Here is a 13,473-nt window from a genome sequence, read left to right on the forward strand (position 1 = left end):
GGCTTTATTACTGCTAGTCATTTACATGTGAATAAAACGCCTTTCGATAGGGAAGTTGGGTAAATGGATAATTATTTTCAGAAGTATGAGCACAGAGTGCCACCCGAACCAGTGCCGCATAGCATACCGCGAGAGTTGCTTTATCAGTATCTGGCAACTTGTAACCTAACTTTAGGTATCTGGTACTTATGGTGGCGATGGACGTATGCGCTCAATATGGATGCGTTGTGGTTCTCGCTGCCGCTTGCATTTGCCGAGTCATGCGCCTTCATAGGCTCAATTCTATTCACAATCAACCTTTGGAAAACCAAGGATGAACCGCGACGCGAGCCACCTTCGAATATCAATCAGTGTGTTAAACAAACCGATGAAGATAGGCCTTTGTCGGTGGATGTATTCTTTCCTAGTTACGACGAAGAACCAGAGCTGGTTCGGCTCAGTATTGAAGATGCCCAGAAGATAACGTATCCACACGAGATCGATATGAAGATATTCATACTCGATGACGGTAAGCGTGATTCAATGAAGGCATTAGCCGAAGAGATGGGTGTTGGTTATATCACTCGTGAGGGTAATGTTGGCTTCAAAGCGGGGAACCTCCGAAATGCAATGGAGCAGACATACGGTGACTTCGTTGTTATCTGTGATGCTGATACCCGACCATTCCCATCGATTCTAGAAAATACATTGGGTTACTTTCGTGACCCTAATGTGGCATGGGTTCAAACACCTCAATGGTTCTTTGATCTTCCGGAGGGCGTGAGGTTACCTGATTGGCTGAAAAGAAAGTTTGGTAATACCGCAGCAAGACTCGGCAAGGGTATAGAAAAGTTCTACGGGCCCGTTACCTTTGGTCAGGACCCCTTCGTGAATGATCCGCAGATGTTCTACGATGTGATTCAGCGCAGACGAAACTGGGTGAATGCTTCGTTTTGTTGTGGTGCTGGTTCTATTCATAGACGAGAAGCGGTAATGGAAGCCGCGCTTCGAGCCTATGCGGAGCAAATCACCAAAGAGCAGCAAGACGTAGAGAAGCAGATTCGTAAACTCACCAAAGAAAAAACGGTGGATCAGTCCATTTCCGACAACTTAAGAAATGAGATCCTGTTTGACACTGAATTTACCCCTTATAAATTCCACGTATCAGAAGACCTTTACACGTCGATCGTTCTGCACTCTGATTCGGAGCGAAACTGGCGTTCAGTGATGCACCCTAAAGTCGAAAGTAAAATGCTATCGCCGCAAGATTTGCAAACGTGGACGGTTCAGAGATTTAAGTATTCAGGCGGCTCGATTGATATTTTTATGAATGACAATCCGATCTTCCGAAAAGGCCTGAAGCTCAAGCAAAAGCTTATGTACGGCGCAAGTTTTTGGTCTAACCTTTCAGCGGTTTGGAATATCATTTTCTTAGCGTGCCCAATTATCTATTTCCTTACGGCTATCGCGCCGGTTAGCGCCTACGATGTGACGTTCTATTTACATTTCCTTCCTTACATTCTCACTGCGGAACTGGCGATGATGGTGGGTACATGGGGAGTCGCGGGTTACAAGGGCAAAACCAACTTCTTGTCTTTCTTCCCCGTTAACCTCAAGGCGCTGTGGACGGTTTTGCGCGGGCAAAGAATTAGCTTCCCGACCACTCCGAAAGAGCGGCAAACAGGTAATTTTGCCAAATTGGTTTGGCCTCAGATTACGGTGTTTGTACTTAGCTTATTCTCCATTTTTTACGCATGGACAGGTTATTACACAGGAAACTGGGGTGAATACTCAGGTGGGGGATTGGTGTTTAACACGTTTTGGATTCTAAACAATATGTTAGCTATGTGGGGAATGATTGCTGCTGCATTCTGGGAACCTCCAAAAGAAGAGCAATTAAAACAAGAAGTGACAGGTACGGAGGATTTGAAATATGAAGTTTAAAGATGCGTTGTTGTCAGCTCGACACCATGTGGTATTCATTTTGGGTCTTTTGACCGCACTTGTTATTGCTTTCAGTATCGAAACGCGAGACTACGGACGTGTGCTTGGCAATATTACCTTTGAAGCACACGAAGAGATCCCCTTAAAAGAGAAGCGTGTATTGTCTCAAGAGGAGTTTACTTGGGCCAACACGGCATGGCGCTACTTTGAAAATAACTATCAGGAAAATACTGGGTTAGTGAACTCAGTAGACGGTTATCCTTCGACAACTATGTGGGATACAGCTTCATACTTAATGGGTCTGATTGCTGCAGAGAAGATCAATGTGATTCCGGATGAAACGTTTAAAATTCGGATGCAAAAAGCGCTACGTTCACTGGCAAGGATTCCGTTAGTCGAGGGTAAGCTTCCAAACAAAGCCTACAACACACAAACGCTCGCTATGGTGGATTATCAAAACAACCCAGTACCTGAAGGTATCGGTTGGTCAGCCATCGATATCGGACGAATTTTGGTGCCTCTTAATATCCTTATTTGGCAGTACCCAGAGTTTAACGCTGACGTGAACAACATCCTTAATCACTGGAAGATCAATGAAATGTTGATTGACGGTTACCTCTATGGATCTCGCCCTAACTCAGAAGGTGGATTTGAACTGGTTCAAGAAGGGCGTATTGGTTATGAGGAATACGCGTCCAAATCGTTATTCTTGATGGGCCGAGATGTCTTTAACTCCATGAAGTACATTGATTATCTGGAGCTTATTGATATTTACGGTATCGAGATCCCAACCGATAAGCGTGATCCAGCGAAGTTCCATGCACACAACTACGTGGTGAGTGAGTCTTATATCTTAGATGGTATTGAGTTTGGTTCTGACAGTGTGTCTCGTATTTTTGCTCACCGGGTATTTAGTGCTCAAGAAAAGCGTTATGAAGATACTGGCACTGTGACTGCAGTGAGTGAGGATAACGTCGATGAGGCGCCTTACTTCGTCTACAACACTGTGTTCTCAGACGGTAAAGAGTGGAACGCTATCTCTGATGATGGCAAAGACCAATCGCATTTGAAAACCCTTTCGACCAAGGCTGCGTTTGGTTGGTATGCGTTATATGAGAATGATTATACCGACTTGCTAATTAATGAAGTATCACCGTTGTTCTCTGAGACTAAAGGCTGGTATTCAGGTCGATACGAAGACGACGGCCGACCAAACCGCGCCATTACGGCTAACACCAATGGAATTGTGTTGGAATCACTAGCATATATAGAAAATGGACCACTGCTTCGAGTAGGTGCAGAGTAAAAGACCGAGCTGTTTTAGGGAGAAGAACATGCGCTATTTGACAACTTTATGTGTCGCTTTGGCAGTGGCTGGTTGCGGGAATAAATACAACCAGTTTTCAGATGACATCATAGAGCGAAAATCTCATTGGAGCGTGCCGCAACCTCGTCAAGGCGAGTTGACGGAAAAAGAAATGGATATGGCACGCATTGCTTGGAAGTATTTTGAAAATAATTACCAAGAATCTACTGGGCTGGTAAACGCGGTAAACAATTATCCATCGGTGACTTGGTGGGATGCAGCCTCATACCTTGCTGGTATGACGAGTGCTTACGAGCTGGGTATTATTGAAAAAGAAGAGATGGACAAGAGGCTTATCGCATTTATCGGTACGCTAAACCGTCTCGATCTTTTCCAGGGTGAGTTGCCAAACAAAGCTTATAATACTCAGTCAGCAGCAAAAGTGGACTATGGTAACCAACCGGGAGAAATCGGCTATTCAGCGCTCGACTTGGGCCGTTTGTTGATTTGGCTTTACATAGTCAAGCATCGTTATCCTGAATATGCAACAGGCATCGATCAGGCTGTTCTGCGTTGGAACTTTTGTAATGTTGTCGATGAGAATGGAACCATGTTTGGGGCTCTACTAGAGAAAGATAAGCCAGTCCAATACTTGCAAGAAGGACGCCTCGGTTACGAAGAATATGCGGCGAAAGGTTTCCAACTATGGGGCTTTGATACTAGCCAAGCGTCGGATCCTGAACCATATGCAACTATAAATTTATATGGCTATGATGTCCCTTACGATACGCGTGACCCTCGCAAGTTAAAGGCGCATAGTTACGTAGTAACCGAAAGTTACGTTCTTGATGGAATCGAGCTGGGTTGGGACTTAACAGAAGATAAAACTGGGCATGACTATAAATACTCAAACGAGTGGATGGCTGAGTTTGCTCTGCAAATCTATCGCGTTCAGGAAGAGCGCTACAAACAAACGGGTATCATTACTGCGCGAACAGAGCACCAGTTAGCAGGGCCACCATACTTCGTATATGACACAATCTACACTGACGGCTTTGCTTGGAACACCATCTCAGAAAATGGTGAATATCTTCCGCAGTTCTCTGCCGTTGCCGTTAAGGGTGCAATCGGTATGTGGGTGCTGTGGGATACAGAATATACAGACCTTCTATTCGACCATATCTCTCATTTGTATGACCGTGAAAAAGGTTTCTATGAAGGTATCTTTGAAAATGGGACAGGTAAGATCAACACATTTACCTCGAATAACAACGGCATCACTCTAGAAATTTTACTGTATAAGCAGCAAGGCAAACTTCTCAGGTATCACGATGATGTCGCACCAAGCTTGTGGGAAAAGGCGTTGGAGACACCATTTGGTTACGAGGGACAATGCCTACCACGCGAAAACTTTAAAAAGAAAAAAGACCAAGCGTAGGAGCTGACTGAATGCGAAAGCTAGTAGTTTTGCTTTTAGCAATGCCGCTTCTATTTTCATGTGGCACTATCGTACAGGGCATTGGCTCTGGGGTAGAGGCTATTAATTCGTCACAGACGTTTAGACAAGGGCGTTACGGTGAACTGACTGAGCAGGAGTTGGCATGGGCAAGTACCGCTTGGAAGTATGTAGAGAACAATACGCAGTTCCAAACGGGTCTTGTCAATGGCATTGATAACTACCCGTCAACCAATATGTCGGGCATCGCTGATTATCTGTTTGCTGTGTTGGCTGCGAAGGAGTTCGAGTTCATTTCGAACAAGCAATATGATGAGCGTTTGACTCTTGTCTTAACATTCCTTAATGACATGAACCTCAGTATGGGGCAAATACCGCATAAGGTGTATCACACCCAAACCGGGCAAATGACCGACTATGGCCTTCAGCCTAAAGACATTGGCTGGTCTTCGCTTGATACAGGTCGGTTGCTCATCGCTCTTGCCATCGTCAAACAGTACTCTCCAGAATTTACTGAATACATCGATAAAGCCGTACTTCGCTGGAACTTCTGTGAGCTCATTAACGAGGAGGGAGAGCTGTTTGGCGGCGCTATCTTCGATGGTAACGTAACGCGCTATAAAGAAGGTCGTTTAGGTGTTGAAGAGTACACCTCTTATGGCTACCTCGACTGGCAAGTTGTCCCATATAAAGCGATGCGAATCGATCCCTATGATGTAGCTACTATTTACGACATAGATTTACTCTTTGATGGCAGAGACCCACGAGACTTCGATGTACTAAGACCGGTTTACAGCACACCTTATCTATGGATGGGGTTAGAGTTCAACTGGGATAAAGTGAGTGATTCGAGCTCTAGCGACGCTAACCACACCGATCCCGTTATGTCAGCCATGGCCGACTCCCTTTATTTAGTGCAACAAGCTAGATGGGATGTGGACCGAATTTATACCGCTCGCGGTGATCATGTCGTGGCAGGAGAGCCATACTTTGTGTATGACGCTGTTTATGCATTAGGGACGCCTTGGATAACGCTAGCCGAGGATGGCAGTTCACACGATCACTTAGCTCTAGTGTCAACGCGAGTTGCGTTTCAGATGTGGGCACTGTGGAAAACCGACTACACAGATAGACTCATGGTACTTGTCAAAGAGCTCTACGATCCCCAACGCGGTTGGTACGAAGGGCGCTATGAAAGAAACAGTAAATACGAAAAGAGTATTACGCTAAAAACCAATGCGGGTGTACTAGAAGCGTTGCTGTATAAGACCAAAGGAAAACTGTACCAGCCTTCAGGCTCGAGAGAGTATCGTGACGTTCAGTTTGATTCTCGTTTTTATCATCCAGGTAAATGCCTAATTAAGACGTTTGATGCTTATGATTAGACTATTGATTCTAATGCTAGTGGTAGCATTTGCACCTGCATCACTAGCCAATGTTCAAAATGTTGAGCTTAGATTGTTCTCCCAACCAACCCTGTTAGCGGGTAATGGTCGCTACAAGCAAGCCGCAGAGCAATACCATAGATTAAGTATTCAGATATTGGCATCAGAGTCTAAGTTGGGTACGTACAAGATGTGGCAGTATGCAGGGCTTGCAGAAGCGCTCGCGACAGTTTGTGCAAACCTGGATAATGACGCAAAAGCCTATGAGTATTGGGCTAACAGTGTAAGGTATTTACTCACGGGCGGCACTGATTGGAGCCAGATGAGGCGACACTTACATCAGCGAAATGAGCAGGCGAATACTCAACTACTTACGCAGATGCAAACATTTGATGTAGCTGGGGGTTATGACCAATCTTGGGAAAATGACGCGGCTGTGTTGCAAGTCTGGCAAGAGAAGTTAAATTTGTTCACGTTCAACGGGCCACGAACAGGGATGAGGACGTCAACTGCCAGTGTTAATACGATCCCCGAACCGGTAGCTCCTGTCGCAATTCCATCCGCAGGCAGTGGCGTTCCCGGACAAAAAAAACTTAAAGGGATTGAGTCTAACTTTTCACAAGCCCCATCTTTTGCTCCAGTACCGGAATCGGCAACACCTAAAGCAAGTGAAAGGGTAAGTGAACCGGCTTCACGGACCACTCCTAATGTCCCGAAAACTAATCGTCACCTCATTCAGACTCAATCTGAATCCTCTGCGACAGGAGGCGTCGTTGCAACCCCTATTGAAGAGTTTGACTATGAATCGATGGAGCGCGACTCAGTCACGGAGTTTTTAGAAAGTAGTGACACAAGTGCTCCCGGTGAAACTCAGATAGAAAGATCTGTACCAAGGGCCAATATTGATGCCGAAAGTACCTCTGGTGTCGAAGCAATTCAGAGGCGTTCGTTTGTTCCCGTGCCCGCGCAAGAAGATTAGCCAAAATGATTCTTACCAAAGGTCCCATCAAATAGAGCCGTAAACGCCAATTTCTGGGCTGCTATATGTTTTTATTTTGTAATAAAATTGAAGTTTTTCTGTTAATTCCTAGTTTGCTTATACCTACAGCAAAAAGGAATATGTCTTATGGCAAGAGAAACGGATTTGCTCAAAGCGTACGAGCTATCTCAGCAAGCAAATGAGCACTTTGATCTAACCGATAATGAACAGCAAAGAACGTTGTTACAGCTCGCCGAGCAGCTAGATGCTCTCGACGCATTATCGGTTGGTGATCTAAAACAGCTGGCGATTGAAGAGCAAGCTCCTCTTGAGTTTCGTTTGGCTGTGAAACTTGTCGATTCAAAACGGTTTGTGAGAACCATAGAGCAACCGATTAAAGTGGGTGTCGTGTTTGCGATGTGGGGTGAGCATAACCGGCTAAATCCAAAGCAAGCACAAAACCCTAATGGTGAGGACTCGTTGAGAGTTAAAGCTGACCAGCTAGCTTGGATTACTAAAGACAGTCAAGTGAGTTGGCAACTCTATCCCGTTGATGACGGATGTCCTCATGATAGTGCGGGCATCGCTTCTGGTATCGTTAAAACGCTTGAACACCCCGAACGGGTTTCTGTGGTTTGTTTAGAAGACTATGTACATACGACTGAAGGTCCTTTAGCCAATTTAATGAGTGTCGATGACTCTCGCAAAGGGGGCGCGATAGTATTGGGTTGCCAAAAAGCCCTTGAAGACGATGCGGAAGTCGTGGTGTATACCGACGCTGATAACTCAGTACACTTAGGTCAACTTGGATTGCTTCTTAAGCCTTACCTGACTGAAAACAAGCAAGTTGCTCTAGGCAATCGCAAACATCCAGAATCGATTCTCGTGAAGCAAGAAGAGAGATGGGGTGTAGGTATTAAGACCCTGCGTCACATGCAGCGCATGATTGGTGAGCAAATCTTTACTCAGGGCATTAAAGACACTCAAGCTGCGTTTAAACTTTACTCGCGCGATGCCCTAGAGGTCATCTTAAGAAATCCGACTGTCTATGACTTTTCATTTGATACAGACTGGATTTTAGCCGCGATGGAGTACAACAAGAGTATCACTACGGTCCCGTTCGCCTTTATTGACTCAGCTGCAGAGTCAGCTTCTATCGTACAAGGCCCAATGACGACGTGGTACACGTTATTAGAAGGGCTGGTCAAAGCGGTGAGGGCGAGACATGCCTCATACAGTCGTGATATGGCCAGAGTCTTCGACGAAGAAATTCACTCACACAAAGATTTGGAGCTTCTCATCGATAAATTGCCTACCGAGTTAGCGAATGTCGATGATAAGTCGCTAGGTGATCCTTCTATTATGTCGCCTAATCAGATGAAAGCTTGGATCAAGCAAGCACGACTGGATGCGGTTCAGAGCTAAATCTATTTTGAGTTATTGGAGTGAATAAAAATCGGCGATGGTCGTTACCATCGCCGATTCAATATCTGATAGGGTATGTCCGAGCGACTAGTTCACGACTTTCACACCTTCGAGGAGTTTTCCACTAGCGAGCATAACAATAGCGGTGTCCTTGGAATGCTCTTGTAGTTTTTGGTCGTGATGCTCGACTTCAACCACTTCGCTGCCTAGTACAATGTGACCATTTCTATAGACACTTGAGTGTCCATTCGCGTTGAGTTTAACGTAGTAGTTTGAGCTATCCATAGCGACTCCTTTTTCGTGACCCTAAATATAACTTAGTCGTAATAAGGGCGAAATCAAACCTTCATTTTAACCTGTGTCGACTTAAGTGAAGGGGAAGGGGAGATCTTTAAAATGACAAGACTTGAAGCGATTCTTCGTTTTCGATTGTTATTTTATACACTTTGGTTAAAATGACCGCTTGCTCTGGATGAGGCATCCGTATTTGCTTCAAAAAGAACAGTTAATGATATGACATCGCGGCAATTTGTTTTCTATAAAGTTGCCAGACATTAATGCATGTCTTGCTTGGTGTGCAAGACCACTGTAAATAGGACTATACATGCCTGTAATTACTCTTCCTGACGGTAGCCAACGTCAATTTGATAACCCAGTATCCACTATGGATGTCGCTCTATCTATCGGCCCTGGTCTTGCGAAAGCAACCATCGCTGGTCGTGTAGATGGTGAGCGCGTTGATGCGTGTGATCTGATTGAAAACGACGCAAGCCTAGAAATCATCACGGCGAAAGACGATGACGGTCTTGAGATTGTTCGCCACTCTTGCGCTCACTTGCTTGGTCATGCGATTAAGCAGCTTTACCCAGACGTTAAAATGGCTATCGGTCCAACGATCGACAGCGGTTTCTACTATGACGTTGATTTAGACCACTCTTTGACAATGGAAGACGTGGAAAAAATCGAAAAGCGCATGAAAGAGCTAGCGAAAACCAAGTATCAAGTTATCAAGAAAAAGGTTAGCTGGCAGGAAGCTCGCGACACATTTGAAAGTCGCGGCGAAACGTACAAGATGGAAATCCTAGACGAGAACGTATCTAAAGACGATCGTCCAGGTCTTTACCATCACGAAGAATACATCGATATGTGTCGTGGCCCTCACGTGCCAAACATGAGCTTCTGTCAGCACTTTAAACTGCTGAACGTAGCGGGCGCATATTGGCGTGGTAACAGTGACAACAAGATGCTTCAACGTATCTACGGTACTGCATTCCACGATAAGAAAGCTCTTAAGGCGCACCTAACTCGCCTAGAAGAAGCGGCAAAGCGTGACCACCGTAAAATTGGTAAGCAACTGGATCTATTCCACATGCAGCAAGAAGCACCGGGTATGGTGTTCTGGCACCACAACGGTTGGTCTGTATTCCGTGACCTAGAAGTATTCATCCGTGAAAAACTGACAGAATACGGTTACCAAGAAGTAAAAGGTCCACTAATGATGGATCGCGTTCTTTGGGAACGTTCTGGTCACTGGGACAAATACGCAGATGCGATGTTCACGACGTCTTCAGAGAACCGTGAGTACGCTATCAAGCCAATGAACTGTCCAGGTCATGTTCAGATCTTTAACCAAGGTCTTAAGTCTTACCGTGATCTACCACTACGTATGGCAGAGTTCGGTTCATGTCACCGTAACGAGCCATCAGGTGCACTTCACGGCATTATGCGTGTTCGTGGCTTTACTCAAGATGACGCTCACGTGTTCTGTACTGAGAGCCAAATTCAGGACGAAGTAACGTCTTGCATCAAGATGGTTTACGATACGTACAACACGTTCGGCTTTGACAACATCGTAGTGAAACTGTCAACTCGCCCAGAAAAGCGTGTTGGTAGTGATGAAATTTGGGATCGCTCTGAAGAAGCACTAAAACAATCTCTTGAAGCAATGGGCATCGCTTATGAAATTCAAGAAGGTGAGGGTGCGTTCTACGGTCCTAAGATCGAATTCACACTATATGACTGCCTAGATCGTGCATGGCAATGTGGTACAGTTCAGCTAGACTTCAACCTACCGGGTCGTCTAGGTGCAACTTACGTGGATGAAAACAACGAACGTCAAGTTCCTGTTATGATTCACCGCGCAATCCTAGGTTCTCTTGAGCGTTTCATCGGTATTCTTATCGAAGAATACGCTGGCTTCTTCCCAACGTGGTTGTCGCCAGAACAGGCAGTTATCATGAATATCACTGACAAACAGTCGGATTATGTTCAAGAAGTAACACAAAAACTGCAAAAAAGTGGAATTAGAGCCAAAGCGGACTTGAGAAATGAGAAGATTGGCTTTAAAATCCGCGAACATACTTTGAAGCGTATCCCGTACATGCTTGTTTGTGGCGACCAAGAAATGGAAGCTGGCGAAATCGCAGTACGTACACGCAAAGGTAAAGACCTCGGCAAATTTAAAGTGGATGACCTCATTTCATACATCCAAGACGAGGTTTCAAGCCGTAAGCTCAATCTGGAGGAATAAGCTATTAAAGGCGGAAGACGTGGCCAACAACCGGCCAAACAAAACCAGCATCGTTTAAACGGTGAAATTCGTGGCGTTCGTGAAGTTCGTCTAACAGGTGCAGATGGTGAATCTGTTGGTGTTGTTTCTATTCAAGAAGCACTAGATGCAGCTGCAGAAGCTGGTATGGATCTCGTAGAGATCAGCCCTAACGCCGAGCCACCAGTTTGTCGTGTGATGGACTATGGCAAGTTCCTCTTCGAGAAGAGCAAAGCTGCGAAAGAGCAGAAGAAGAAGCAAAAGCAGATCCAGATTAAGGAAGTAAAATTCCGTCCTGGAACTGATATTGGAGACTATCAGGTAAAACTACGCAACCTGACGCGTTTCCTAGAAGACGGCAACAAAGTGAAGGTAACAATTCGCTTCCGTGGCCGTGAAATGGCTCACCAAGACATTGGTGTCGACGTTCTTAACCGTCTGAAAGAAGATACTGTAGATTTAGCTGTAGTAGAATCTTTCCCGACTAAGATCGAAGGCCGCCAAATGATCATGGTATTGGCCCCTAAGAAGAAGTAATTAACGGCTTTACAAGTAAGAAAACCTAGCCGTTCTCGAATGGCTAGGTTTTGTTCGCCCTAATTACTATTGTTTAACAACTCAACAATGCGGAGTTATTCATCATGCCTAAGATGAAAACCAACAAAGGTGCTGCTAAGCGTTTTAAGAAAACTGCTGGTGGTATTAAATTTAAGCACGCTACAAAACGTCACATTCTGACTAAGCGTACTACTAAGAACAAGCGTCAGCTTCGTCCAAATGCAATCCTTCCTAAGTGTGAAGTGGCTGCAGTTGTTCGTATGATGCCATACGCTTAATTCTTTTTAGTTTATCAATCGTTTAGTTTAGGAGAGACATAATGCCTCGCGTAAAACGTGGTGTACAAGCTCGTGCACGTCATAAGAAAGTTCTAAAACAAGCTAAAGGTTACTACGGTGCACGTTCACGTGTTTACCGCGTAGCTTTCCAAGCAGTTACTAAAGCTGGTCAATACGCTTACCGTGACCGTCGCAACAAGAAACGTCAATTCCGTCAACTGTGGATTGCACGTATCAACGCGGCATCTCGTCAAAATGGTCTATCTTACAGCCGTTTCATCAACGGTCTTAAGAAAGCATCTATCGAGATCGATCGTAAGATCCTTGCTGATATCGCGGTATTCGACAAAGCTGCATTCGCAGTTCTAGTTGAAAAAGCGAAAGCTGCTCTTTAATTAGCAGTTTAGGTCTATGTAAAAGGGGAGCGCAAGCTCTCCTTTTTTGTATCTAAAGAATGTTCGATAACGGGCTTTTTACGCCACTTGCACCTCGATTAATGACGTGAGTGTAGATCTGAGTGGTTTTAATGTCGGTGTGACCTAGCTGCTCTTGTACTGTTCGAATATCAGCGCCACTTTCCAATAAGTGAGTTGCGAAAGAGTGCCTTAGCGTGTGGCAACTAACACTCTTGGTAATTCTCGCTTTCTTAACCGCAACTTTTAAGGCTTTTTGTACACTGGTCTCGTTTATATGATGACGCCGAGTCAGTGTAGACTGTGGGTCAATCGAAAGCCGAATAGATGGAAAAAGATATTGCCAGTTAAGCGCCTTATTGGCGTTCGGGTATTTCTTCTCTAAAGCGTCAGGAAGCCAAACTCCAGCGTAATCGTCATGTTTTACGTCTTGCCTCCATATCTTCTCAACTTGCTCTTGCTGAAGCTTCAAAGACGGTAAAAGCTCTCTTGCAAGGGTGACTACTCGGTTCTTATTGCCTTTCGCTCTCCAAATTCTTAGCGCACCATAATCAAAGTCGATATCGTGATAACGAAGCCGTAAGCATTCCATCAGCCGTAACCCAGATCCATACATTAACTGAGCAGGTAACAGGAAGTGTGGCGGCATATTGGAAAGCAGACCTGCTACCTCCTTGACGGTGAGTACTGTTGGCAACTTTTTGTTCCTGTTTGACTTTTTAAAGCGCATGTTTACATCGATAGGTTTGTGTATCACGTGCTTGTACAGAAACACCAGCGCATTAAGCGCTTGGTTTTGAGAGCGCATAGCCAGGTTTCGATCAGTCACCAAATGTGAGAGAAACTCTTCTACTTCTCTAGTACCCATTTCACTAGGGTGGCGCTTATTGTGATAAACAATGTACTGAAGTATCCAATATAAGTACGCCTCAATAGTTTTCGTGGCGTAATGCCTCGCCTGCATGAATTCTCGAATGTAGCTCAAAAATGGTGATTTCATACCTAACCTCGATGCTGTTTGTATGTACAGTAGATAGAGCCTAGCGACAGAATTCGAACTTATACGGAATAAATCCGCTTTTTGTGATATGCAACAAATTTAATTGTTACTAAATGTATGATTTTCATCATGTAATCATCTAACATAGTCAGATTCTATAGATTTAGAAGGCGGTAGCGTGGAAGGAAGTACGGAAAAAGTC

12 protein-coding genes are annotated in these 13,473 nt (G+C 44.8%); 10 read left to right on the forward strand and 2 right to left on the reverse strand.

Annotated elements, in window-relative coordinates; translation table 11 throughout:
• Positions 1–63: 63 nt before the first annotated feature.
• The 6 genes from AC6I8U_RS07065 to AC6I8U_RS07090 all read left to right on the forward strand — a co-directional run bounded on the left by AC6I8U_RS07065 (position 64) and on the right by AC6I8U_RS07090 (position 8,474).
• The gene (locus AC6I8U_RS07065) at positions 64–1,923 is read left to right on the forward strand and encodes a glycosyltransferase family 2 protein (RefSeq protein ID WP_498018143.1); all 1,860 of its coding nucleotides are present in this window, start codon (positions 64–66) and stop codon (positions 1,921–1,923) included.
• Positions 1,913–3,229, forward strand: a complete 1,317-nt coding sequence (locus AC6I8U_RS07070) for a DUF3131 domain-containing protein (protein WP_498018144.1) — start codon at positions 1,913–1,915, stop codon at positions 3,227–3,229. The genes AC6I8U_RS07065 and AC6I8U_RS07070 overlap by 11 nt, the downstream gene beginning before the upstream one ends.
• A gap of 28 nt (positions 3,230–3,257) precedes the next feature.
• On the forward strand, positions 3,258–4,667 hold the full coding sequence (locus AC6I8U_RS07075; protein WP_498018145.1) for a DUF3131 domain-containing protein: 1,410 nt from the start codon (positions 3,258–3,260) through the stop codon (positions 4,665–4,667).
• Between the two features lie 11 nt (positions 4,668–4,678).
• Positions 4,679–6,070 carry a DUF3131 domain-containing protein gene (locus AC6I8U_RS07080; RefSeq protein WP_498018146.1) on the forward strand — a complete coding sequence of 464 codons (1,392 nt, stop codon included), beginning with the start codon at positions 4,679–4,681 and terminating at the stop codon, positions 6,068–6,070.
• Positions 6,057–7,049 (forward strand): hypothetical protein, encoded by a 993-nt coding sequence (locus tag AC6I8U_RS07085; RefSeq protein WP_498018147.1) that lies wholly within the window; start codon positions 6,057–6,059, stop codon positions 7,047–7,049. Before AC6I8U_RS07080 ends, AC6I8U_RS07085 begins: the two co-directional genes overlap by 14 nt.
• A gap of 147 nt (positions 7,050–7,196) precedes the next feature.
• Positions 7,197–8,474, forward strand: a complete 1,278-nt coding sequence (locus AC6I8U_RS07090) for a glycosyltransferase (RefSeq protein WP_498018148.1) — start codon at positions 7,197–7,199, stop codon at positions 8,472–8,474.
• Positions 8,475–8,561: 87 nt separating this feature from the next.
• On the opposite strand, the gene AC6I8U_RS07095 is transcribed toward AC6I8U_RS07090, so the two are convergent.
• Positions 8,562–8,759 carry a hypothetical protein gene (locus AC6I8U_RS07095; RefSeq protein ID WP_498018149.1) on the reverse strand — a complete coding sequence of 66 codons (198 nt, stop codon included), beginning with the start codon at positions 8,757–8,759 and terminating at the stop codon, positions 8,562–8,564.
• A gap of 319 nt (positions 8,760–9,078) precedes the next feature.
• On the opposite strand from AC6I8U_RS07095, the gene thrS reads away from it, so the two are divergent.
• The 4 genes from thrS (at position 9,079) to rplT (ending at position 12,253) form a co-directional block, all read left to right on the forward strand.
• On the forward strand, positions 9,079–11,004 hold the full coding sequence (gene thrS, locus AC6I8U_RS07100) for a threonine--tRNA ligase (RefSeq protein ID WP_234495869.1): 1,926 nt from the start codon (positions 9,079–9,081) through the stop codon (positions 11,002–11,004).
• A gap of 66 nt (positions 11,005–11,070) precedes the next feature.
• Positions 11,071–11,559: a translation initiation factor IF-3 gene (infC, locus tag AC6I8U_RS07105; protein WP_326492003.1), complete on the forward strand. Its 489-nt coding sequence runs from the start codon at positions 11,071–11,073 to the stop codon at positions 11,557–11,559.
• Between the two features lie 104 nt (positions 11,560–11,663).
• Positions 11,664–11,858 (forward strand): 50S ribosomal protein L35, encoded by a 195-nt coding sequence (rpmI, locus tag AC6I8U_RS07110; RefSeq protein ID WP_019275792.1) that lies wholly within the window; start codon positions 11,664–11,666, stop codon positions 11,856–11,858.
• A 41-nt stretch (positions 11,859–11,899) separates the two neighbouring features.
• Positions 11,900–12,253 carry a 50S ribosomal protein L20 gene (gene rplT, locus AC6I8U_RS07115; RefSeq protein WP_004401084.1) on the forward strand — a complete coding sequence of 118 codons (354 nt, stop codon included), beginning with the start codon at positions 11,900–11,902 and terminating at the stop codon, positions 12,251–12,253.
• Positions 12,254–12,305: 52 nt separating this feature from the next.
• Here the strand turns inward: rplT and AC6I8U_RS07120 are convergent, their stop codons facing one another.
• Positions 12,306–13,271, reverse strand: a complete 966-nt coding sequence (locus AC6I8U_RS07120; protein ID WP_498018150.1) for an integron integrase — start codon at positions 13,269–13,271, stop codon at positions 12,306–12,308.
• Between the last annotated feature and the right edge of the window lie 202 nt (positions 13,272–13,473).

The sequence above is a fragment of the Vibrio sp. KUL80 genome, from assembly GCF_059725495.1.